The 22,617-nt window shown below is 60.4% G+C and carries 17 protein-coding genes and 1 riboswitch; of the genes, 7 read left to right on the top strand and 10 right to left on the bottom strand.

The annotated features are described in order from the left end of the window. Positions 1 to 117: 117 nt before the first annotated feature. Entirely contained in the window at positions 118 to 447 is a 330-nt protein-coding gene (rpsT, locus tag NW829_RS01710; RefSeq protein WP_414331315.1) for a 30S ribosomal protein S20, read from the bottom strand. 87 nt (positions 448 to 534) lie between these two features. Between rpsT and NW829_RS01705 the strand changes: the two genes are divergently transcribed. Further along, complete coding sequence (locus NW829_RS01705) at positions 535 to 1,899, top strand: CRTAC1 family protein (RefSeq protein WP_414416300.1); 1,365 nt, start codon at positions 535 to 537, stop codon at positions 1,897 to 1,899. Here NW829_RS01705 and moaA read toward each other — a convergent pair. Together moaA and NW829_RS01695 are read right to left on the bottom strand one after the other, a co-directional pair. Further along, positions 1,896 to 2,873 (bottom strand): GTP 3',8-cyclase MoaA, encoded by a 978-nt coding sequence (moaA, locus tag NW829_RS01700; RefSeq protein WP_011434340.1) that lies wholly within the window; start codon positions 2,871 to 2,873, stop codon positions 1,896 to 1,898. The two genes, NW829_RS01705 and moaA, sit on opposite strands and share 4 nt — an antisense overlap. Positions 2,874 to 3,069: 196 nt before the next feature. Further along, positions 3,070 to 4,977 (bottom strand): cation:proton antiporter, encoded by a 1,908-nt coding sequence (locus NW829_RS01695; protein ID WP_414416299.1) that lies wholly within the window; start codon positions 4,975 to 4,977, stop codon positions 3,070 to 3,072. A 246-nt stretch (positions 4,978 to 5,223) separates the two neighbouring features. After that, a riboswitch (Glutamine riboswitch) is annotated at positions 5,224 to 5,322 on the top strand. 80 nt (positions 5,323 to 5,402) lie between these two features. On the opposite strand from NW829_RS01695, the gene NW829_RS01690 reads away from it, so the two are divergent. Further along, a complete protein-coding gene (locus NW829_RS01690) occupies positions 5,403 to 5,855 on the top strand; it encodes a DUF4278 domain-containing protein (protein WP_414342229.1) in 453 nt (150 codons plus the stop codon). Positions 5,856 to 6,103: 248 nt separating this feature from the next. Here the strand turns inward: NW829_RS01690 and glnA are convergent, their stop codons facing one another. Next, positions 6,104 to 7,528, bottom strand: coding sequence for a type I glutamate--ammonia ligase (glnA, locus tag NW829_RS01685; RefSeq protein WP_414342228.1), 1,425 nt, complete (start codon positions 7,526 to 7,528; stop codon positions 6,104 to 6,106). Between the two features lie 467 nt (positions 7,529 to 7,995). Between glnA and trxB the strand changes: the two genes are divergently transcribed. Continuing rightward, a complete protein-coding gene (gene trxB, locus NW829_RS01680) occupies positions 7,996 to 9,426 on the top strand; it encodes a thioredoxin-disulfide reductase (protein ID WP_414328790.1) in 1,431 nt (476 codons plus the stop codon). Positions 9,427 to 9,512: 86 nt separating this feature from the next. On the opposite strand, the gene purL is transcribed toward trxB, so the two are convergent. The 3 genes from purL to psaM form a co-directional block, all read right to left on the bottom strand. Next, positions 9,513 to 11,819 carry a phosphoribosylformylglycinamidine synthase subunit PurL gene (gene purL / locus NW829_RS01675; protein ID WP_414416298.1) on the bottom strand — a complete coding sequence of 769 codons (2,307 nt, stop codon included), beginning with the start codon at positions 11,817 to 11,819 and terminating at the stop codon, positions 9,513 to 9,515. Between the two features lie 21 nt (positions 11,820 to 11,840). After that, complete coding sequence (gene recG, locus NW829_RS01670) at positions 11,841 to 14,354, bottom strand: ATP-dependent DNA helicase RecG (protein WP_414416301.1); 2,514 nt, start codon at positions 14,352 to 14,354, stop codon at positions 11,841 to 11,843. Between the two features lie 206 nt (positions 14,355 to 14,560). Further along, positions 14,561 to 14,653, bottom strand: a complete 93-nt coding sequence (psaM, locus tag NW829_RS01665; protein WP_011434349.1) for a photosystem I reaction center subunit XII — start codon at positions 14,651 to 14,653, stop codon at positions 14,561 to 14,563. 347 nt (positions 14,654 to 15,000) lie between these two features. Between psaM and glyA the strand changes: the two genes are divergently transcribed. The 3 genes from glyA (at position 15,001) to NW829_RS01650 (ending at position 18,114) form a co-directional block, all read left to right on the top strand. After that, positions 15,001 to 16,326 carry a serine hydroxymethyltransferase gene (glyA, locus tag NW829_RS01660; RefSeq protein ID WP_414389373.1) on the top strand — a complete coding sequence of 442 codons (1,326 nt, stop codon included), beginning with the start codon at positions 15,001 to 15,003 and terminating at the stop codon, positions 16,324 to 16,326. A gap of 24 nt (positions 16,327 to 16,350) precedes the next feature. Then, a complete protein-coding gene (locus NW829_RS01655; RefSeq protein WP_414406452.1) occupies positions 16,351 to 17,460 on the top strand; it encodes a glycosyltransferase family 4 protein in 1,110 nt (369 codons plus the stop codon). An 87-nt stretch (positions 17,461 to 17,547) separates the two neighbouring features. Further along, complete coding sequence (locus NW829_RS01650; RefSeq protein WP_414416297.1) at positions 17,548 to 18,114, top strand: hypothetical protein; 567 nt, start codon at positions 17,548 to 17,550, stop codon at positions 18,112 to 18,114. 5 nt (positions 18,115 to 18,119) lie between these two features. Here NW829_RS01650 and NW829_RS01645 read toward each other — a convergent pair whose 3' ends face one another. After that, positions 18,120 to 18,647, bottom strand: coding sequence for an adenine phosphoribosyltransferase (locus tag NW829_RS01645; protein WP_011434353.1), 528 nt, complete (start codon positions 18,645 to 18,647; stop codon positions 18,120 to 18,122). Between the two features lie 210 nt (positions 18,648 to 18,857). On the opposite strand from NW829_RS01645, the gene NW829_RS01640 reads away from it, so the two are divergent. Then, complete coding sequence (locus NW829_RS01640; RefSeq protein ID WP_414416296.1) at positions 18,858 to 19,295, top strand: hypothetical protein; 438 nt, start codon at positions 18,858 to 18,860, stop codon at positions 19,293 to 19,295. Between the two features lie 45 nt (positions 19,296 to 19,340). On the opposite strand, the gene NW829_RS01635 is transcribed toward NW829_RS01640, so the two are convergent. Beyond that, the gene (locus NW829_RS01635) at positions 19,341 to 21,290 is read right to left on the bottom strand and encodes a hypothetical protein (RefSeq protein WP_414416295.1); all 1,950 of its coding nucleotides are present in this window, start codon (positions 21,288 to 21,290) and stop codon (positions 19,341 to 19,343) included. Positions 21,291 to 21,612: 322 nt separating this feature from the next. Beyond that, positions 21,613 to 22,617 (bottom strand): peptidase C39 family protein (locus NW829_RS01630; protein ID WP_414416294.1); only part of this gene is annotated, 1,005 nt, incomplete at its 5' end.

The raw sequence follows: 22,617 nt of genomic DNA, 5'->3' as shown, positions 1-22,617 counted from the left end.
GGTTCTATCATAACTTCCGCATTCCTCCCGGCACTGACCCTACGGGTACAGTGCGAGGCTCCTGCGATTTCTAGCTGAAATCCCGCACAAGCACCACTTCCGAAGCAGCAGGAGAAGTCAATCACGCCCACCCAAAGCCTCAGCCTGGGATTTTTCCGAGGAAGCCACAGATAGCTTCACAATCCGGGCCAGCCGAGCCTTACGACGAGCGGCTGTGTTTTTGTGCAGGACGCCGGTTTTGGCAGCTTTATCAATGCGGCTGAAAGCAGCACTCATCGCCGCCTGGATTTCCTGCAGAGTTTCTTGCTGTGGGTTGGCGGCATAGGCAGTTGAGAGGGAGATCACTTTCTTCATCAGAGCGCGCACCATGGCTTTGGTGGCTTTATTGCGCAGCCGATTACGCTCTGCGATCTGAACGCGCTTGATGGCAGATTTGATGCGTGGCATGGTTGAAGGGGAAGTTCCAGCGAAGATCCAGCATACCATCAGAGCTGGAAGCTCCACCAGTTCCTATTGTTCTCCGATGGGATCCCCATGTTCCAAGATTGCAGCTCGCAGATCCGCTTTAACCCACCTGCCCTTTTCTACGGGGTTGCCGCTTGCGATTTGGATCGGGATGGGGCCTTTGAGCTGTTTGTGTGCGGGTTCCGCGGCTCCAATCGAGTCTTGAAGTGGGATGGGCAAACCCTGGTGGATCAAGCAGACGACACCCTGGCCGATGCAGGGCGCATGGCAATTGGGGTGGCTGCCGCCGACTTTGACGGGGACGGGCAGGAAGAACTTTATGTCTTGAACACCGATACCTTCGGCGGGCGCAAGCGCTTTGGGGATCGCCTCTTCGACTGGCAGGGATCTCGCTGGGTGGACCTGTTCTCCCTGCCGCAAAACCAAGATGCCCTCAACTTGACGGCAGGTCGCTCTGTAGCTTGTGTGGATCGTCTTGGCCAGGGGAGCTATGGATTTTTCATAGCCAACTACGGCGGCCCTATGCGCCTCTACGAGTTGGGCCCTAACCAAATGATCGCCGATGTGGCGCCAGAAGCGAGACTCAATCGGGTGACGGGCGGGCGGGGGTTGGTGGCCGTGCCCTTGGTCTCGCAGCGGATGGACATTTTTGCCGTCAATGAGCAGGGACCTAACTTTCTGTTTCGCAACCGGGGAGATGGCACCTTTGAAGAGATTGCCGCTGAGGTGGGCCTAGCAGATCCCGACGAGCATGGGCGCGGCGTGGCAGCGGTGGATCTGGATGGGGATGGACGGCTGGATTTGCTCTACGGCAACTGGGAAGGCCCCCATCGCCTCTGGATCCAGACCCCCGGCGGTTTTTTTAAGGATGTAGCCCCCCCTGAGCTGGCCAGGCCCTCTCGCATTCGCACGGTCATTGCTGCCGACTTCGACAACGACGGCTACCCAGAGCTGTTTTTCAACAACATCGGCGAGCCCAACCGCCTGTTTGCTTGGCGCTCCGGCCGTTGGCAGGCCATTGACATTGGAGATGCTGCCGAGCCGCAGGGATTGGGGACAGGAGCAGCGGTGGCCGATGTGGATGGGGACGGTCGTCTAGAATTGTTGATTGCCCATGGGGAGTCTGGCGCCCAGCCTCTCAGCTTCTATCGCCCTCAGGCCAATGCCAACAACTGGCTGAGAGTTCTGCCCCTCACCCGCCAGGGAGCCCCGGCCCGCGGCGCGTTGGTAAGGCTGCTCACCTCCACCCGTACCCAGATCCAGGCCATCGACGCCGGCAGCGGCTACCTCTGTCAGATGGAGCCGGTGGCCCACTTTGGCCTGGGATCCGAAACGGTGGTCAAAGAAATCCAGATCCAGTGGCCGGATGGGAAACAGTTGCAGGTGGCCCACCCACCGGTCAACCAGCTTTTGCGGATCCCTTATCCCCGCTAGCCGCCAATCTGAGACATGGTGCGCCGGTAGGATCCCTGGCTGCCGGTGTCCCGTCCTTTGAAGTTGATGTCCGGCTTGATGTCCAGCAGTTCTCGCACCTGCTGTCTTAGCCTTTCGGCAGGGATCCCAGCTCGCAGCGGATCCCGCAGGTTGATTTGGCCGGATTCGTTGAGCAGGCAAGGGCGCAGCCAACCGTCGCTGGATAGCCGCATGCGGTTGCATCGATCACAAAAGCACTCCGACATCTGGCTGATAAAGCCCAAGGTGCCTTTTGCCCCCGGGATTCGAAACACATCCGCCGGCCCATTGCCGGCCACAAACCCAGGTTCCAGGCCAAAGCGAGCGCGAATTCGCTGTCGCAGCACCTCAGACTCCACCCAGCCGGCCTGCTGAAAGAGGGCGGCATTGCCAATGGGCATAAACTCGATGAAGCGCACATGCCATTGTCGCTCCAGAGTAAGGGCAGCCAGATCTTCCACTTCCGATTCGTTGAGCCCAGGGATCACCACCACATTCAACTTGAGGGGATCAAACCCCACTTGGTGGGCAACTTGGATCCCGGCCCAGACCTGCCGCCAGCGATCCCGCCCCGTGATCAGTCGAAAGGTCTCGGGGTTGAGGGAATCAAAGCTGATGTTGATGCGGCGCAACCCCGCTTCATAGAGGAGTTGAGCTTTTTGGCTGAGGTTGAAGCCGTTGGTGGTAAGGGCCACATCTCTCACCCCAGGCAGGCTGCATAGAGCCCGGATGAGGTGCTCCAGCCCCGGCCTGAGCAGGGGTTCGCCGCCGGTGAGGCGAAAGCAATCGATCCCCAACGGCAAAAACACCTCTCGAACCAACGTGAGGATTTCCTCATCCGTTAAACGCTCTGGGGCTTGCAGCCACGTCAACTCCGCCTCGTCAGGCATGCAGTACTGGCAGCGGAAATTGCAGCGATCGATCAAGCTGATGCGCAGATAGTTAACGGTCGGCATGGCAAGCTAGGCCAGAAACAGATGGGGCACCCCTCCCCCCAGAGTGCCGAGCAACGCCGAGGACCCTTTCCGTTGCCTCTGGAAAACCTCCCAGCGTCTCCATCCGCGAAGGCAGCGGGAACTGTCTCCAGGCTTTCAACTTGCGGTGGCCACACCTCCAGTTTGCAGGATACTACGAAGATTGAGGTGCAAATCTCTACTCGGCAGAGCCAGGGATCCCTGCCCATTCGGGTTGAACAGGCCGCTGCCAGCGTTCCCACCAGGCCAGCACAGACTCAGGTGGGTGGCTGTCGTGGCTGCCGTTGGCATTGGCGGGGAGGGGGGGAGAGGGAGGTGGGGCCGGCGGTGTCAGCCAACTGAGGGGGGCAGGGATCAGACAACTGGGGTGGAGAGGGCGCAGATCGCGGTAGTGGCTGCTGCGAATGGCCAGGATCTCCTGCTGAATGATGTCTGGGGGTTCTCCCAACTCCAGCAACACATGGCTGCACAGCCCCAGGCTGGCCTCAAATTCGGGGTGGACGACTTCTCTGGCCCCCAACTGATAGAGCTGTTCGATGTCTTCCTTGTCGGTAGCTCGCACCACCACATCCAATTGCGGCGCCAACTCCAGAGCTCGTTTCAGGCAGAGGCGGATGCTCATGCGATCCGGCAGAGCAATGACCAGAGCGCGGGCCTGGGGCAGGCAAGCTTTCTCCAGCACCAACGGGCTGGCGGCATTTCCGTAGAGGTAAGGGATCCCACGGGAACGCAGGTGTTGGATCACCCGTTCTGATTGATCAATGACCAAGAGGGGGTGACGACGGGCTTCGAGAATGCGCACAATGTCTTGCCCCACCTGCCCATAGCCGCACACCACCACGTGCCCCTGTTGAGGAGCATCGGGGGCCAAAGCGCGGGGCCGCTCGCCCGATTCCAACCAGCGGGCCAAGAAGGGGATCCCGTGTAGCCCGGAAAACAGTCGAGGAGCGCCCCTCAGCAGAAAGGGAGTGAGCAGAAGGGTAACGGCTGTGGTGCTGACAATCAACAAATAGATCTGCCGCGACACCAATCCCAAAGCCTGCCCCTCGCTGGCCAGCACAAAGGAGAATTCGCCGATTTGCGATAGGCCCAGCCCCACCACCACCGCTGCCGGCAGAGTGTAACCAAACAGCCGCGCCAAGGGAGCCACGATGCAAAACTTGCCCACCATCACCAGACCCACCAGCCCCAGGATCAGCAACAGATGGCCGAGGATAAAGCTGGGATCGATGAGCATGCCGATGGCCGCAAAAAAGAGAGCAGCAAACACATCTCGCAAAGGCTCTACATAGTCCAGGGTTTGGTCGGCGTACTCCACCTCCGAGATCATCAGACCGGCAATGAAAGCCCCAATCTCGCTGGAAATGCCCAGCCGCTCCGTCAACAGGGCAATCCCCACGCAGAGGCTGATCACCCCCAGCAAAAACACCTCTTTGCTCTCCTGCTGAGCCAAAAGCCGCAAGAAGGCCGGAACCAGCCAAATCCCGCCTACCACCGCCCCCAGCCCCACCAGGCCAATTTCCGCTACCGACTTGACCAGGGATCCCGCCAGCTCCGGCAGGGGAGAGTCCAAAGCCGGCAACACCGCCAACATCAGCCCCACCGCCAAATCTTGCACAATCAGGATCCCCAGCATGGCCTGGGCTTGGGGAGTGCCCATTTGGTTGGTCTCGGTGAGACTTTTCAGCACCACGGCAGTCGAGGACAAGGAGAGCACGGCCCCCAAAAAGATCCCTTGCACCGGCGTCAACCAGCCGCTGACCACCGCCAGCACCGCCGTGATCAAAATCGTCAGGCCAATTTGCAAAATGCCTCCGCCAACGGCGATCCCCCGCACTTTGCGCAATTCTTTCAGGGAAAACTCCACCCCCAAGGTGAACAGCAAAAAGGTCACCCCAAACTGGGCCAAGGTTTCCACCTGAACCAACTCTTTGATCCACCCCAACCCGGTTGGCCCCACCAAGATCCCGGCCAGTAAGTAGCCGAGCAACACCGGCTGCCTCAGCAGCGAAGCCAAGAATCCACCTGCTGCCGCTGCCGCCAATACCGTCACAATGTCCAAAATCAGACGAAAGTCTTCCTGCACAGGGCACCCACCAAGGAATGTGAACTTTTGTAGCCAATCCTGAGGATTCTTCCACGATAATGCTTCCTCTGGCATCTCGGACAGAGTGGAGAACCTGGCCCCAAGCCCTGCACCTTACTTCCCCCAGGGATCCCGGCTGACTAGTCCCGATTAGAGGAAGCTGGCCAGAAACTCAGTGGAAATTTTTGTTAAAAGTTGCTGGCAATACCTCAAAACCGTAGCTTATAATACAGAATGTAGATAGAAATCGTTCATCCTCTCGCGTGCTGGGCGGCTCGTTAATGTAGGTAGAGCGACATCGCAGCCAGAGGACGGAAGTAGGGAGAGATCCCGAAGGAACGCGCCTCAACTCTTCTGGTAACCGTGGGGCTTCTCTTGGGAGAAGGCGAACGGATGAAAACTCAACTCATTTGGAGGCGAAGATCATGGAACTCTTTTACCGTGGCGTCGATTACACCCCCTCTTCTGCAACAGCGGCGGTTTCTCCCGGCAAAGTGGGGGGTCGTTACCGGGGGCTGGACTGGCGGTTCCGCCATCTGACCAAGCCGGTGGTTTTGCCCACCAACCTTGACCTGCTCTATCGAGGTGTGGCTTATCATCCCAAGGCGGTCGAAGGATCGGCTCAACCCGTTCAGACGGCAGAGGCATCTGCCCCGGTGGCTGCCAATGGCCGTTCTCATGTCTTGGATGAGCTGTCTCGCCGCTTGATGATGAGCCATCAACGTTTGATTCGGATTCGTCAGCAATCCATGCTGATCCGCGGTACAGAGCAGATTGGCCTGCATGTCAACGTGCGCAACTTCTGGAACCGCATCCAAGGAAAAGTGCATCCCACCTTCCGGCTCAACTACGACCGTAGCCGTGTTAGCATGAGCTAATCTGTCTGTAACTGTTGATGCTCTGGCCTGAGCTCAAAGAGAAGGGATCCCGGCTGGGGATCCCCTTTTGGTTTCTGGGTTGAGCTTCCTCAGGTCGATGGACGGCACAGGACGCTTCAACGCTGGCACGAGGTGCTGTTGACCAAAAGCAGCCAAGTTGCTCAAGGGATCCACAATTGAGGGGTGCTATTTCCTCGGAAAAAAACGGGATCCCATCAGGGATCCCGCTGCAGAATCGGCCACACCGCTCAGGCGTCGAAGTAAAGGGCGAACTCGTAGGGGTGAGGCCGCAGATTGATGGGGTTGATCTCGTTGTCGATCTTGTACTCGATATAAGTCTGGATCAGATCCTCAGTAAAGACACCGCCCTCTAGCAAGAAGGCATGATCCTTCTGCAAGCTTTCCAGGGCATCCAGCAGGGATCCGGGTGTGGAAGGGATCTTGGCCAGCTCTTCCGGCTCCAGATCGTAGATATCTTTGTCCAAGGGCTCGCCGGGATGGATCTTATTCTTGATCCCGTCCAGGCCAGCCATCAGCATGGCCGAAAAGGCGATGTAGGGGTTGCAGGTGGCATCCGGGCAGCGGAACTCCAGACGCTTGGCCTTGGGATTGTTGCCGGTCACCGGAATGCGAATGGCAGCGGAACGGTTGCCCTGGGAGTAAGCCAGGTTCACCGGCGCCTCGAAGCCGGGCACCAAGCGCTTGTAGGAGTTGGTGGTGGGGTTGGTGAAGGCCAGGATTGCCGGGGCATGCTTGAGCAGGCCACCGATGTAGTAGAGAGCTGTCTCGCTCAGGTTGGCATAGGTGCCTTCGCTGTAGAACAGGGGCTGGCCATCCTTCCAGAGGGACTGGTGGGTGTGCATGCCAGTGCCGTTGTCGTTAAATAGGGGCTTGGGCATGAAGGTGACGGTTTTGCCGTGCTTGCGGGCCACGTTCCGGATCACGTATTTGTAAACCATCATGTAGTCGGCAGCCGTGATCAGATCGGCAAAGCGATAGCCCAACTCCCCTTGCCCGCCGGTAGCCACCTCGTGGTGATGCTTCTCGATGGGCACCCCCAACTTGCCCATGGTCAGCAGCATCTCGGTGCGGATGTTTTGATGGGCATCGGTGGGCGGGGCCGGGAAATAGCCCTCTTTGTAGCGAGGCTTGTAGCCCAGGTTGCCACCTTTCTCCTCGCGGCCCGAGTTCCAGCGACCTTCGATGGAATCCACGAAGTAGTAGGCCGAGTTTTGGGTTTGGTCGAAGCGAACATCCTCAAAAATGAAAAACTCCGCTTCCGGCCCGAAGTAAGCCGTATCGGCAATGCCCGTCGATTGCAGATAGGCAACGGCACGGGCGGCAAGGCTGCGGGGACAGCGGCTATAGGGCTGGCCAGTGCGCGGCTCAACAATGCTGCAAGTTATGCTGAGGGTGGGCACCTCCAGAAAGGGATCGATCCAAGCCGTTTTGGGATCCGGCACCATGTACATGTCCGACTCGTTGATCGCTTTCCAGCCCCGGATACTGGATCCGTCAAAGGGAAGCCCCTCGGTGAAGGTTTCTTCCTTGATCATCGAGGTGTGGAAGGAAACATGCTGCCAGGTGCCAAAGATATCCACAAACTTGAGATCCACTATCTGGACGTTGTTGTCCTGGATCATCTGAAGCACTTCTTGGGGCGTGGATGCCATTACTCTCTCCTGATTGGGTTGCGGTTAAGACTGGGGGAACTGTGGCTGAAACAAATGGGATCCCAGCAGGTGATCCCCACGCTTCGACCCAGACAGGCCAAAAACGCTCACTCATCCTAGAAAGGCCAACACGGGTATTTTGTAGTTTCTGATACAAAATTCATTTGAGCTCCGCTTTCTGACCAAGACCAAATTGCTGGCCATCTCAGACACCTCTTTTCCTTCTGGCTTGGGTCAACCGGGATTGGGTGTTGGGGATCCAGAACTTGAGCAATGGCCGCCACCCTGCCAACCTCTGGGCAGAAATAACCGGATGGGGCGGGCAAAACCCTGCCCCGGTTGCCTGAGGCGAGCGAAAATTAGGATCAGCAGGCCCCCAGCTCGACCGGTTCGCCAAGGGGTGTTAAGCTAAAGCGTAGTCGTTATGAGTTTGGCTTTTATTCCCATTGCAGAAGGAGAGACATCGGATGACAGAGCAAAGTCGGGTTGAGAATGTGGTGATTATCGGCTCCGGCCCTGCTGGGTTTACAGCAGCCATTTACGCTGGGCGTGCCAACCTGAAGCCGGTTGTGTTTGAGGGGTTCCAGGCGGGCGGGATCCCGGGCGGGCAACTGATGACCACCACCGAGGTGGAGAACTTTCCGGGCTTTCCCGAGGGCATCACCGGCCCCCAACTGATGAAGAACATGCGGGCTCAAGCGCAGCGGTGGGGGGCAGAACTTTACACCGAAGATGTCACCTTTGTGGATTTAAGCCAGCGGCCCTTTGTCGTCCGTTCTGACGAGCGGGAATTGCGCACCCACAGCCTGATCATCGCCACCGGGGCCACAGCCAAGCGCCTACACCTGCCGGGGGAGGAGACCTACTGGAACCGGGGCATGTCAGCTTGTGCTGTCTGCGATGGGGCTATGCCCATGTTCAGAGGGGTGGAATTGGTGGTGATCGGCGGTGGCGATACCGCCTGTGAGGAGGCCACCTACCTGACCAAGTTTGGATCCCACGTGCACATGCTGGTGCGCAGCGACAAAATGCGGGCCAGCAAGGCCATGCAGGATCGTGTTCTCAACAACCCCAAGATCACTGTGCACTGGAACACCGAGGCGGTGGAAGTGATGGGCGACGGCCTGCGCCTGACCGGGGTGAAAGTGCGGAACAACCAAACCGGCGAAATACGCGAGATGTCAGTGGGTGGCCTATTTTATGCCATTGGCCACAAGCCCAACACCGACTTGTTCAAAGGACAACTGGAACTGGATGAAGTCGGCTACATCGTCACCCGCCCGGGATCCGTGGCCACCAGTGTGGAGGGGGTGTTTGCCGCCGGCGACGTGCAGGATCACGAGTTTCGTCAGGCGATTACCGCTGCCGGCACTGGCTGTATGGCGGCCATGTTGGCAGAGCGTTGGCTCTCGGAACACGGCTTGGCCCAGGAGTATCACGTCCTTCCCCAAAGCCATCCTGAACCCAGCCCTGCTGCGACTTCTGCGGCAGAGTCTGCTGGGGATCCTGCTGTTGAGGAGGCCAGCTTTGAGGAGAATGGACAGGATGACTTAGACTTCAGCAAGACTTGCCATGAGGGGAGCTATGCCCTGCGGCGACTCTACCACGAAAGCGATCGCCTGCTCATGGTCAAGTACACCGCCCCCACCTGTGCCCCTTGTCATGCCCTCAAGCCGATCTTGAACAAGATCATCGATGAGTTCTCGGACAAGCTGCACGTGGTGGAGATCGATATTGAGAAAGATCCGGAGATTGCAGAGGCAGGGGGGGTGGCGGGCACCCCGACGGTGCAATTTTTCAAAAACAAGACGCTGGTGGCCCAGTTGGTGGGCGTTAAGCCCAAGTCCCAATATCGAGAGGTGATCCAGGCCAATTTGTGTGAGGAAAAATCCCCCTAAGGATGTTGTCCTCTCCAACCTCTGGCCCCTCTCCCCAAGGGAGAAGGGAGCTGGGCGCAGAAAACGGTTTCCCAACCGAGGCTCAGCTAGTCCGAAAAGGCACCGTGGTAGGCGGCCTGCATGGCTGCCAAAGACACCACCAGTAAGGGATCCTCTTCTGCCGTCCTTAAGAGCAGGGGATCCGCAGGGGATCCCACCTCTCCCAAAAGCTGCCACTGGCCGGGGAGCTGGGACTCCAAATAGGCTTCCCAGAGGGAACGGTGGGCCGGGCTTACGGAGACTAGGATGCGGCTGGATCCCTCGCCAAACAGGGCCTGATCCCAGCGCAAGGATCCAGGAGCCAGGGAGAGGGTTGCGCCGCGGCCTCCGCTCAAGCAGGCTTCTGCCAAAGCCACAGCCAATCCCCCCTCGCTGCAGTCGTGGGCAGAGCGCACCCAGCCCTGGCGGATTCCATGGCGACAGGCAGCTTGCACCCGCTTTTCCAATTCCAGATCCACTGGCGCGGGCCGGCCCGTAACTTGCTGGTGGATGACCGCCAAATACTCGCTGCCCCCCAAGCTGGTGAGGGCCTGGGATCCCAGGAGGTAAATGAGATCCCCTGCTTGCTGCCACCCCTGGCCACAGATGCATTTCAAGTCGGGAATAAGACCCACCATGCCAATGACAGGGGTAGGGTAGATAGCCTGCGATCCCTGGGGGGTGAGGGTCTCGTTGTAGAGAGAAACGTTTCCCCCCGTTACCGGCGTACCGAGGGCACGGCAGGCATCTCCAATCCCCCGACAGGCCAGGGCCAGCTGCCAGTACACCACCGGGTTTTCCGGGTTGCCGAAATTGAGGTTATCGGTCACGGCCAAGGGATCCGCCCCCACACAGGTGAGGTTGCGGGCAGCTTCCGCCACGGCTGCCTTGGCCCCCTCGTAGGGATCCAAATACACCCAGCGGCCATTGCCATCCAGGGTGGCAGCGATGGCCTTGCGGGAAGCCCGCAGGGGCGGCACCTCGCCCACGCCAAACCTTTGGGAACGGATGCGGATAACCGCCGCATCTCCCTGGCCCGGCCAAAGGACGGTGTTGTTTTGCACCTGGTGGTCGTATTGGCGATAGATCCAGGCTTTGCTGGCCAGGGTGGGGCTGGCCAAAAGCTGCAGCAGCACCTCTTTCCATGCCAGCGTTGCCTGAGCGAGGTGGATCCCCTGGCAATCACAAGGGGGTAGAGTGGCGGGATCCCATTGCCACGCTGCCTGCACGTAGGCTGGCGGCTCTGGCAACACCGGACGGACATAGACGGGGGTGTCTTCGGCCAAAGCCCGCACCGGCACCTGCACCACGCAGGATCCCTGGTGCCAGATCTCCACCAGCGGCTCGGCAATGACTTCCCCGGCCACACTAGCTTGCAAACCCCAGCGGTGGAAGATCTCCATCACCTCCGCCTCGCGGCCTTTTTGCACCACCAGCAGCATCCGCTCCTGGGATTCCGAGAGCAGGTATTCCCAGGCAGCCATGCCGCTTTCCCGCGCCGGCACTCGGTCGAGGTCAAAGCGGATCCCCACCCCTCCCTTGGCGGCCATCTCCGCGGTGGAGCAGGTGATCCCGGCTGCCCCCATATCCTGGGCAGCCACCACAGCTCCTGTGGCAAAGGCCTCCAGACAGGCCTCGATGAGGCACTTGCCCAGGAAGGGATCCCCCACCTGCACTGCCGGCCGATCCTGCTGCGCATCCTCCTTGAGCTCGGCGCTGGCAAAGCTGGCCCCGCGGATGCCATCCCGCCCGGTGGTGGCGCCCACGTACAAGACCGGGTTCCCCACCCCCCGCGCTGCCGATTTCACCACTGCCGGCGTCTCCAGCAGCCCCAGGGCCATGACGTTGACCAAGGGATTGCCGCTGTAGCAGGGATCCACCGCCACTTCTCCCCCCACTGTGGGTACCCCGACACAGTTGCCGTAGTGGGCGATCCCTTCCACCACCCTGGCCATGAGGCGGCGGTTGCGGGGATCGGTTAGCGGCCCAAAGCGCAGCGAGTTAAGCAGGGCAATGGGACGGGCGCCCAGGGTAAAGATATCCCGCAGGATCCCTCCCACGCCGGTAGCTGCCCCCTGGAAGGGCTCCACTGCCGAAGGATGGTTGTGGGACTCGATCTTAAACGCCAGCCAATCCCCCTCCCCCAGATCCACTACGCCGGCATTTTCCCCCGGCCCCACCACTACCCGCTCGCCCGTGGTGGGAAAGTTTTTCAGCAGAGGGCGGGAGTTTTTGTAGCAGCAGTGCTCTGACCACATCACCCCAAACATGGCCAGCTCGTTGGGGTTGGGATCCCGGCCCAGCTGCTGCTGGATCTGTTGATATTCCGCCGGGGAAAGGCCGTGGGCTTTTAAGTCTTCGAGAGTATAGGGCATAGTGCTCCAATTGCCCCTAGCTTAGGTCAACAACCCAGGGCCCAAGAGACGGGCCTGACGCTCTTCCAGTATGCGGCTTAAGGGGGGCCAGCGCTTCAGGTCGGGGTCTTGGACAATAAGCTGCTCTGCCGCCTGGCGGGCCAGCTGCAGCACCTCTTGATCCTCCATGAGACTGGCCAGGGCAAAATCGGGTAGCCCCGACTGGCGGGTGCCCATCACCTCCCCTGGGCCGCGGAAGCGCAGATCCATCTCGGCAATGAAAAACCCGTCGTGGGACTGCTCCAGCACCTTCAGCCGCCGCAGGGCCTCCTCGCTTTTGGATCCTGTCATCAGGATGCAGTAGGCCTGGTCAGATCCCCGCCCTACCCGCCCCCGCAGTTGGTGCAGTTGGGAGAGCCCAAAGCGCTCCGCATGCTCCACCAGCATCACCGAGGCATTGGGCACATCTACCCCCACCTCCACCACCGTGGTAGAGACCAGAATATCCAGCTCCCGCCGGCGAAAGGCCGCAATGACAGCTTCCTTCTCGCTACTGGTCAAGCGCCCGTGCAGCAGGCCCACCCGAAATTGGGGGAAGACCTTTTCCTGCAGACGCTGGTGTTCCTCGATGGCAGATTTGAGATCCAGCTTCTCCGACTCTTCAATCAACGGCAGCACCACGTAGGCCTGCCGCCCTTGGGCAATTTCCCGCTCGATAAGCCGCATCACCTGCAGGCGATCCCCTGGCCGGGCCACCAGGGTGTGCACGGGCTTGCGCCCCGGCGGCAGCTCGTCAATTTGGGTAACATCCAGATCCCCATGCAGGGCCAGGGTGAGGGTGCGGGGGATGGGGGTGGCGGTCATAGTGAGAACATCGGGGTGATCCCCTTTCTGTTGCAGAGCGGCCCGCTGCTCCACGCCAAAGCGGTGCTGCTCGTCGATGACCACCAAGCCCAGGTTGCGAAACTGCACTGCCGGCTGGATGAGAGCATGGGTGCCCACCACCAAGGGCAATTCCCCGGTCTGCAACTGCCGCAGGATCTCCCGGCGCTTAGCAGGGGGCGTGGATCCAGTCAACAGTTCAACGGGCACCTGCAGCTGACTGAGCCATTCCACCAACTTGCGGTAGTGTTGCTCGGCCAAAACCTCGGTGGGAGCCATCAGGGCCGTTTGCCAACCGGATTGAATGGCTGCCAGCACAGCTGCCACCGCCACCACGGTTTTGCCGGATCCCACATCTCCCTGCAAGAGGCGGTTCATGGGCAAGGGATCCCGCAGATCCGCTAGGATCTCGTCGATGGCCCGCTGCTGGGCAGCGGTAAGCTGAAAGGGCAGGATTTGGTAGAAGCGATCCAACAGCTCCCCTCTAGCCGGCTGGTAACGAGGTATGGCCTGAGCTTGGGCACGATAGCGGTGTCGCCGCTGCAATAGGCTTAGTTGTAGGTAGAAAAACTCATCGAACACCAGCCGCCGCCGGGCCTGGGCCAGCAGCTCTCGGGTCTCAGGAAAGTGGATCTGCTGCAGGGCAACAGGCAAGTCCAAAAGCTGCAACTGCCGCTTGAGATCCGCCGGCAAGGGATCCTCCACCAAGGCCGCCGCCGGCAAAGCCAGTTGCACCGCCTTGCGCACCAGATCGGCGGGGATCCCTTCTGAGAGAGGGTAAACTGGCAAGATCTTGCCCAGCCTGTCCAGCTCCTCGCCCTCTCCCCCCAGCACCTCCAGTTGCGGGTTATCCAGCGTTAGGCCCAACCGGCCCTTTTTGACCAGGCCGCTGGCAGCCACCAGGGCCCCCTTGGGGTATTGCCGCTCCAGGGAAGCTTGCCAACTGCGCTGGGCAAACTGCCGCCCGCTGTAGAAGCGGCTGAGGGTAATTACACCACTTTTGTCGGCAATCTTTAGGTTGAAGATGGTCAGCGAGGGATTCTTAGGGCTGGTAAAGCAACTGCAACTTTTCACCGTCCCTACAAGGGTAACGGTCTCCCCCACCTTGGCTTGGCGGATGAGCACCCGCCGGGAATAGTCCAGGTAGTCGCGGGGGAAGTAGTAGAGGGCATCCCGCACGCTGTGTAGGCCCAGTTGTGCCAGTTTCTCCGCTGACTTGGGACCAATGCCTTTGAGAAACTGCAGCGGCTGCTCCAGGCTGAGGCCGGCGGGGAGAGATGGGGAAATCGTGCTCCGCCCTGCCTCTGGGGGGGTTGTTGCTACGCCTACGGCAGGGAAACCAGAGCGCTGTGGCAACGAGGCTGCAAACGAGCCAGGTTGGTGGGAACTCGGTCGGGACAGCTCTTGCTGACGTCGGACTCGCTCCAGCCAGCGGCGGGTTTCGGCCACCAGGTGCTGGCGTTCGGGCAGCTCCAGCTCGGAATACAGGGTATAGCGGGATCCCAGTTCTTTCCATCGCCGCCGGTCATCTCCATTCAGCACCCAGTCAGAGGGGGGATCCTGTCCGAACACGCTCCCCAAAAATTGGGAGAAGGTCTGCTCTCGCCCCCGCAGGTCGGTAAACCCCACCTCTGCTTCTAGGGAAAGGGCGCGCTGAAGCCGCTGTAGATCCACCTGGCTCAAGTTGCTTGGCTGCCGGGAGTGCTCCTTATCAATCCAACTTTAGCCAACAACGGCAGGACAACCGAAGGAGTGCAGCAGCGCAAGCCACACTTTCCATTCCTTGATAAAGAAAAAAGCCTGCCTTATTACTCCGCAACACTGTCGTGACGGGGCAGGCCGAAGGGATCCAGAGGCACTTTTTGGGAGATGCAGGAGCTTTAGCTGCGGGCCAGGGCGGATCCCAAAAGCAGAGCCATCACTGCCGGCACCAAGGCAATCGCCAGGATGGTGAAAACTTGTGCGTCCGTCATAACCAACTCCCTAACAGTGGAATTGCACAAAAGTCAGCCCCCTCACTCTACCGTAGCTTGAGGGGTAGCCTTGACACCGAGAAGAAAAGCTCAACATTCTTTACAAAGCAGCCCTTGCCCATCCCGCTTGACCGTGGCTCCCAGATCCTCTGCTTGGATCGATTGACATTCTCCCCACCCCTAAAGCAAGGGATTCTTTCTCAGTTTTGGGGTTTTACCCCAGGCAGAAAGGCCGGGGCCTGCGCTGCTGGTTTGCGGGTCATGCTACGATGTTGCTCCGCAACGCCGTCGCGACGGCGAAGCAGTTCTTGCCCATTCCTCCTGCGAAGTTCGGTCTTGGCGTCATCATGGTAGCTGCTCCACAAAGTCTGACCACCTCACGGGATAGCTTGGCCATCCTGGCGGAAACGGATCCCGTTGTTTACCGCCTGATCCAGCAAGAGCTCAACCGGCAGCGGGATCACCTGGAGATGATTGCCAGCGAGAACTTCACCTCTCCTGCCGTCTTGGCAGCCCAGGGCTCGGTGCTCACCAACAAGTATGCAGAAGGGCTGCCGGGCAAGCGCTACTACGGCGGCTGCGAGTTTATTGACGAGATTGAACAACTGGCCATTGACCGGGCTAAGCAACTCTTCGGGGCAGCCCACGCCAATGTGCAGCCCCACTCGGGGGCGCAGGCCAATTTCGCCGTTTTCCTGGCCCTGCTGCAGCCAGGAGACACAATTATGGGCATGGATCTGGCCCACGGCGGCCACCTTACCCACGGCTCCCCGGTAAACGTCTCCGGCAAGTGGTTCCGCGTGGTGCACTACGGGGTGCATCCGCAGACGGAGCGGATTGATTTTGACCAAGTGCGGGATCTGGCCCTGCAGCACCGGCCCAAGCTGATCATCTGCGGCTACTCTGCCTATCCGCGGACAATTGACTTTGCCGCTTTCCGCGCCATTGCCGACGAGGTGGGGGCCTATCTTCTGGCCGACATTGCCCACATTGCCGGCTTGGTGGCCACTGGACATCACCCCAACCCCGTGCCCCTCTGCGATGTGGTGACCACCACTACCCACAAGACGCTGCGCGGGCCGCGTGGAGGGCTCATTCTCACCCGCGACCCAGAGCTGGGCAAAAAGCTGGATAAGGCGGTGTTCCCCGGCAGTCAAGGGGGGCCGCTGGAGCATGTCATTGCCGGCAAGGCGGTGGCCTTTGGGGAAGCCCTGCAGCCCAGCTTTGCCCAGTACTCGGCCCAAGTTATCGCCAATGCCCAAGCCCTGGCGGGATCCCTGCAACGGCGGGGCATTCGACTGGTTTCCGGGGGCACAGACAACCACCTGATGCTGCTGGATCTGCGCTCGGTTTCGGCGGTGCTGGAAAAAACTGGGGCGGCGGATCCGGTAATGACGGGCAAACGGGCGGATCGGCTGATGGGGGAGATCCACATCACCGCCAATAAGAACACCATTCCCTTCGACCCACAGCCGCCCTTTGTAGCTAGCGGCCTGCGTCTGGGATCCCCAGCCTTGACCACCCGCGGCTTGGGGCCAGTAGAATTTGAGGAAATTGGGGAGATCATCGCCGATTGTCTGTTTCAGCCTGAGGAGCCTGCTGTATTGGAAGAGTGTCGCCAGCGGGTGGCTCAGCTCTGTCGTCGTTTCCCCCTCTACCCCCACTTGGGATAACCGCAATCCTCGCCACGGCTTGCTATGCCCTACTTGGTTGCCTTTCTGGCTGCTGCCTGTGTGGTTCTGTGGGCAACCCCGGTGGTGAAGGCGGTCGGGATCCGCAGTGGCCAGTTGGACTTTCCCGACGAGCGCAAGATCCACCAGCAACCGATGGTGCGCCTGGGGGGGGTTTCCATCTTTTTTGGCAACTTGGTGGCCCTGCTGTTGCTCTGGGGAGCCGGAGCTTTTGGGGGCTTGCGCACCGAGCAGGAGTACGAGATTTGGGGGGTGACGATCGGTGGGGTTTTGTTTTTTTTGATTGGCCTGGCGGACGACCTGTTTCACCTGTCGCCTTTTTCCCGCTTGTTGATGCAATTCGGCGTGGCTGCTGCCGCTTGGGGAGTAGGGGTGCGCATTGAGTTCATCAGTCTGCCCGGGAGAGGGATCTGGCCCTTTCCGGTGTGGTTGAGCCTGCTGATTACCCTGTTCTGGCTGGTGGGGATGGCCAACGCCATCAACTTCATGGACGGGCTGGATGGGCTGGCGGCAGGGGTGTCGGGAATTGCGGCAGTGGTGATGCTGATCGTAACCCTGCTGCTGGATCGACCGGCGGCGGCCATGCTGGCGGCGGCTTTGGCGGGAGCTTGCCTAGGCTTTTTGCGCTACAACTTCAACCCAGCGCAGATCTTCATGGGGGATGGGGGGGCCTATTTTTTGGGCTTTACCCTGGCTGGGATCGGGGTGATCGGGGTGGCCAAGGGGGTGACCACGCTGGCAGTGGCTCTGCCTTTCTTTATCTTGGCGGTGCCGATCCTGGATATGTCCACCGTAATCCTCAAGCGGCTGGCCAGGGGGAAGTCGCCTTTCCATCCCGACAAAGGCCACCTGCACCACCGCTTGCTCAAAGCCGGCCTATCCCAGCGGCATTCAGTGCTGCTCATCTACGCCATGACCCTCTGGGGGGGATCCCTGGCCTTGGCCTTGGCGGGCTTGCCAGCAGGGGGCACCTACCTGGGCGGGGCCTCGCTGGTGTTGGCAGGGGTGGCTTGGGGGGCTTGGCAACGGCAACGAGCTTTGCCCTCGGAGGACAGGCCCGAACAGGAATATGTTGCTCCGCAATGCTGTTGCGACCAGGAATGTAAAGAAGATTGAGCTGGGCTTGTTCTCCATCGCTCGCCTGCCTAGACTGGAGGCGCTCTATATTTATTTGTTGTTTTTTGTTTAGCTCTGTGTTGCCTCATGCGCCCCACACCTGAGTTGGCAGCTCTCCTGCGCCGCACCGCGGATCGTATCCAATCCCAACACTGGGGCTTCTGGGACTGGGAGTACTGCTGGCGGGACAGCACCCGCTGCAATTGCGGCCTGTTGGTGCGAGAAGCCCTGGGCTGGGATCGGCAGCAACTCAGCCTGCGCATCCACCGCGGCACCTGGCGCTCCATCGCCCAGACCGCCTACCGAACTGTTGCCCTGGCCTTGAGGGATCCCTGGCAACTGGAGGGGCAGTGCGAGGCCACCGGCCTGCGGCTGGGGTATGTGTTCGAGAAAATGGCAGAGCTGGGGTTCGACCAACCGGAAGACTTTGCCGCCCTGGAGGAGCTGAGCGATCTCGTAATTCTGGCCCGCCTGGCGGAAAAAGGTGTGGAGCCAGCACAGCGCGACCAGGCGATCCATGTGGCGCTTTACATGCGGGAACTGGCGGACTGGATTGACGAACAACTGCAGGCGCAGGCTCAGATCAGCCGCTTGAGCCAACCTTTGCCCAAAACACCAGGGATCCTCGTCCAACAGTCGGTGCACCTTACTTGAGGAACTCAGTTGCCTTCCTCTACCATCACCACATGGGCAGGGATCCCAGGGGGAAGAGCCTTGCAGCCGGACAAAAAGGCCAGCTCGATTAAGAAGGCAAATCCCCCCACCTCAGCGCCGCTCTGGGCCACCAATTGGGCGGTGGCAGCGGCTGTACCCCCGGTGGCAATGACATCATCCACGATCAACACCCGCTCTCCAGGCCGCAGGGCGTGGGCGTGCAGTTGGAGCTGGTCTTGGCCGTATTCCAGGCTGTAAGTCTGGCTGAGCACCGGCGGCGGCAGTTTGCCCGGCTTGCGAACCGGGACAAAGCCCAAGCCCAGGTGTTGTGCCAAAGCAGCCCCTAAAATGAACCCCCGCGACTCGATGCCGACCACATAATCTAGGGATCCCATGCCGGTGGTGCCGGCGGCCAACTGTTCAATAGCCGCCCGGAAGCCTGCCGGATCCTGCAGCAGGGGGGTCATATCCCGAAAGAGGATGCCGGGTCTGGGAAAATCGGGCACCAAGCGAATGAGGGCTCGCAGATCCATCCTGTTTTCCTCGCTGGCCAGTGGCTTGCTGTTCGCGTTAGCGGGACGGAGTCCTCAAAGGGCACTCCAAGCAACCCATCATACTCGGTTAGCTTGTGGGCAGATGGGATCCCTTTTGGTCAGTCGAGCAACGGGGAAGATTTTCTATAATTGGCAAGGCTAGGGGCCGCGGCTCACCTGGTCACCCATCTGTGAACTCGGAGACTTCTCATGCGTTATTACATGGCCATCGACTCCAATCCCCTGGCAAGTTTGCCGCTGGCTCTGTTTGGGGTGAGTAGCGAGTCGGCCTATGTCGATCTGCTGCAAGACAAGCTCATTGTGCGGGCGGGCAGCCTGTTCAACGAGACGTTCTCCCTGAGCGAGTTGGGACAAGGGGAGCGCTTCCCCTGGCCTTGGTACTACGGACTGGGCGTGCGCACCGATTTTCAGGGGATCGTTGGCCCGGTCACCAGCACCCAAGGGGTGATCGCCATTCCACTGGTGCAGGAGAAGCCTCTCTTTATTCCCTTGCTGGGGCCGGTGGGGCTGCAAGTGCCCTGCAAAAAGCTGGTCTTCAGCCTCAAAGATCCAGACACCTTCCTGGCCAACTTCAATCAGGGTCGCCCAGAGGTGAACGCCGGCCCGAAGAGTGTGGTGATTGAGTAGATGGGGATCCCTGTGAAACCTGAGAGACGGCGGCCTGTCAAGAGCCTACAGAGATCCCCCAGGGGTTGGGGTGACAGGCCCAGAAGCAACGCGGCTTATGCGACGCAAGCCCGGCAAGCCGGCATCCACCACCACCACACTGCCATCCGGTAAGACTGCCAAGCCGGCAGGTTGATCGAACCGGGCCACCGAGGTGGGGCCATCCTGCCAACCGCGCTGATTCTGTCCGGCCAAGGTGGAAACTTGTCCCCCAGGCTGAAGACGACGAATGCGATGGTTATCTCGGTCGGCCACCCAGAGGTTGCCTGCCGCATCGAAGGCCAGCCCCCCCAGGGTTTGAAAACGGGCCTCTGCCAGGGGGCCATCCCGATAGCCTGGCTCTGCCCCGGAGAGGGTGGTCACTCGTCCGCCAGCAGAGAGCCGGCGCAGGCGATGTCCATCGGCAATCCAGAGGTTCCCCTCCTTATCCACCGCCAGAGCCGTGGGCTGCAGGAGCTGGGCCTGTTCTGCTGGGCCATCGACGGATCCCGGCTGGCCGGTGCCGGCAACCGTGGTCACTTCACCTGCAGGGGTGATGCGGCGGATGCGGCGATTGGCGCGGTCGGCAACGTAGAGGCTGCCATCTGAACCCAAAGCCAGCCCAGATGGCTCCCGGAACTGAGCTCGGTCAAGCCCCCCATCTCGGTATCCGGCTATACAAGTGCCGGCAAAGGTGCTCACCTGTCGTTGCAGGTTGATATAGCGCAGGCAATGGTTGCCGCTGTCGGCCACCCACAATCCCCCCTTGGGATCCCAGAGCAGCCCCTGTGGGGAGTCAAACTGAGCTTGATTGGCTGCTCCGTCGCGGCGGCCTGCTTGGCCTGTGCCGGCCCAAACTTCCAATTCCCCCTCTGGAGACAGCCGGAAGATGCGGTGCTGGGCTCTATCGGCTAAATAGAAGGCTCCTTCAGGATCCACAGCAATGCCGCTGATTTGCTGCAGGTAGATCCTGGACTCGGTGCCGGTGTTATCAGGGGCGTTGCCGACAGAATCTGCCGCGGGCGAGGTGCGGCCATCCAGCAAAGTTTCCACCACCCAGGCCGATGCTGCCGGAGCAGTGGGGGTGGGAGAGGGGCTGGGGGAAGGAGTAGCGGCAGGCCAATCGTAGACCAGAGTGCCCAACCCTTGCCCGGAAGCATCCGCAACAGCAACCCAAACTGAGCCGGAAAGAGAAGAAGGCGGCATCACCACCAAACGGTCACCGCTGCGGGAGCGAATTTCCCCCCTCAGGATGCGCTCGGGATTGGCTGCTGCAGCAAAGAGAACTGTTTCCACCCGCTCCAAATTTTCCCCTGAGAGCAGCAACGGCTGGCCAAGGGTGGGCGCTGCCGAGCTGGTGTGCAGCAGCGGTACCCCCACCTCAGAGAGCACCAACATAGAAAGGCGGCGCTGGCGCTCTGTGTCTTGGGGAGGACGATTGACACTGCCAGAACTCCCAGAGCGGGCAGAAAGGGTCAGGGATCCCTTCCCCTGCGCCAGAGTGGTGGATCCCCGATAGGCGATGGCGCTGAGCTCCGCTTCCCCGGCGGGAGGATTGGTGAAGGTGAAAGTGGCCGGTTGCCCCGGGCGCAGAGGGGCAGTGGCGGTTTGGCGATAGGTGCCCAGGGTAATGCTCAGGTCGATCCCTTCCACCCCCGGCCAGGTGGGAGTGCGAGCCAGCCAGCGATCCACCTCTGAGGCCGGTAGCTGGGCCACCAGATCGGATCCCTGTTCCTGAAGCAGCAGAACAATGCGGTTGCTGGGCACCGACAAGCCGGCCTGACGCGCTTGCTCAAAAGTGAGAGAAAGCGGGGAGAGAGGGAGAGGAGTTGGGGTTGAAACCGGCTGTAGGGCCGCAGGGGGAAGAACGCTGGGAGACAGACTAGAAGAAGGAAACTCGCCACAGCCCGAGAGAGCCAGCACCAAGGCACTCAGCGCAGGCCAAGATAGCGGTCTCAGGGAAACCCGTCGTGGCATGATGCAGCTCATCCCCTCCCACAAACTGGGAAATGGCGGAAACCCAAACCCCCACGCTTACCTTCATCAGCGTACAAACCGGCGAGAATTGCCCAGCACCCTCTCTGCCGCAGGAGCCACCTCGACCAATGCCTTGGCCCCTGAACCGCATTCCTATTCATGACCAACCCTCCTCACCCGCAGGTGAGTTGCACTCCTCACTCCATCTATCCTTACTCAAATCCCCACCGAAAGACCAGATAGCAGTTTCAGCGGCCAGGAAATCATCCAGGCCATAGCGGTAGCGCTGTAAGTCGATGCTGCCCGCGTTCGCCCGGTTCGGCTATAGAGTGGGGACAGGCCACTCTCGCGGATGAATCAAGTAGACGGTACCCCCGGAGTGCTCCAGCCACAACGACTCTAGCTGTTCGCGGCGGTAGGTACGGCGAACCTCTTCGTTGGTTTTGGCTGCCGGATCGTGGACGATGGGATCCCCGTGGCTAAACTGCTCCGCACCGCTGCCGCGAGCAAACCCCACCAGCACCGCCAGATGGCCGTTGCTTCTGGGAATTGGCGCCCCTTCCAGTTCTCCCTCACCCCAGGCATAGCTGAGGATCACCGGAACCCCTGCCGCGATCCAGGCTTCTGCTTGAGCCAAGCTCTCCAGCCGCGCCACCACGCCGGACAAACCTTGCTCGGCAGCATGGGCGACGTTGAAAGCCCAGTTGCCATGGCCCTGGTAAACCCGGTCATACACACCGGCCACTGCTGCGCGCACCAACACCTCACAGGGGCGGGGATCCCGCTTCCAGTAGGCCATCACCATCGCCAAAGAGGTGGGGCTACACCAGACCTCTCCCCCATCGGGGTACACCATCTGGGAGCACCAAGGCAGATCCAAGATTTTGCCCCAGCGGCTGGGATCCCCAGGGGATAGGCGGCTGGGCCTGACCGGCTCGTTGGAAATGGCAACTGCCACCTGATCCACAACGGCAGAACGGCCTGGCTCTTGCGTGAACAGGCGCACCCTGACCTGGAAGGCTTCTGCTCCGTTGAGGGTATCCTTGAGCACCAGCAAGTCCGTGTACAGGTTGCCATCCTCATCCCCTTGTCCTTGCACTGAGTGGCTGGCCAGAGTCAAGGGATCCGCAGCCCATACCCCGCCGTGATACCACTTTGTCCAGCGGTCTGAAAGCTTGGCCCGAATCCACAGTTCCAACCAGGTGCCGGGGGGCGTGGTGGCATTCCAGGAAGCGATTGCCCCGACCATAGGGAAGCTGGTGGGGACTGCTGGGCTGGTGGCTTCTCCCACCCAGTAGGGGCCAAGGGGATAGAAAGGGCGCCCCCG

This window comes from Synechococcus sp. R55.8 (assembly GCF_047461895.1).
Taxonomy (GTDB): Bacteria; Cyanobacteriota; Cyanobacteriia; order Thermostichales; family Thermostichaceae; genus Thermostichus.
This window is presented reverse-complemented; position numbering and strand designations above follow the sequence as displayed.

Coding starts and splice junctions, on each gene's coding strand:
- rpsT (WP_414331315.1), bottom strand. CDS start 447: ATGCCACGCATCAAATCTGCCATCAAGCGCGTTCAGATCGCAGAGCGT.
- NW829_RS01705 (WP_414416300.1), top strand. CDS start 535: ATGTTCCAAGATTGCAGCTCGCAGATCCGCTTTAACCCACCTGCCCTT.
- moaA (WP_011434340.1), bottom strand. CDS start 2,873: ATGCCGACCGTTAACTATCTGCGCATCAGCTTGATCGATCGCTGCAAT.
- NW829_RS01690 (WP_414342229.1), top strand. CDS start 5,403: ATGGAACTCTTTTACCGTGGCGTCGATTACACCCCCTCTTCTGCAACA.
- glnA (WP_414342228.1), bottom strand. CDS start 7,528: ATGGCATCCACGCCCCAAGAAGTGCTTCAGATGATCCAGGACAACAAC.
- trxB (WP_414328790.1), top strand. CDS start 7,996: ATGACAGAGCAAAGTCGGGTTGAGAATGTGGTGATTATCGGCTCCGGC.
- purL (WP_414416298.1), bottom strand. CDS start 11,819: ATGCCCTATACTCTCGAAGACTTAAAAGCCCACGGCCTTTCCCCGGCG.
- psaM (WP_011434349.1), bottom strand. CDS start 14,653: ATGACGGACGCACAAGTTTTCACCATCCTGGCGATTGCCTTGGTGCCG.
- glyA (WP_414389373.1), top strand. CDS start 15,001: ATGGTAGCTGCTCCACAAAGTCTGACCACCTCACGGGATAGCTTGGCC.
- NW829_RS01655 (WP_414406452.1), top strand. CDS start 16,351: ATGCCCTACTTGGTTGCCTTTCTGGCTGCTGCCTGTGTGGTTCTGTGG.
- NW829_RS01650 (WP_414416297.1), top strand. CDS start 17,548: ATGCGCCCCACACCTGAGTTGGCAGCTCTCCTGCGCCGCACCGCGGAT.
- NW829_RS01645 (WP_011434353.1), bottom strand. CDS start 18,647: ATGGATCTGCGAGCCCTCATTCGCTTGGTGCCCGATTTTCCCAGACCC.
- NW829_RS01640 (WP_414416296.1), top strand. CDS start 18,858: ATGCGTTATTACATGGCCATCGACTCCAATCCCCTGGCAAGTTTGCCG.
- NW829_RS01635 (WP_414416295.1), bottom strand. CDS start 21,290: ATGCCACGACGGGTTTCCCTGAGACCGCTATCTTGGCCTGCGCTGAGT.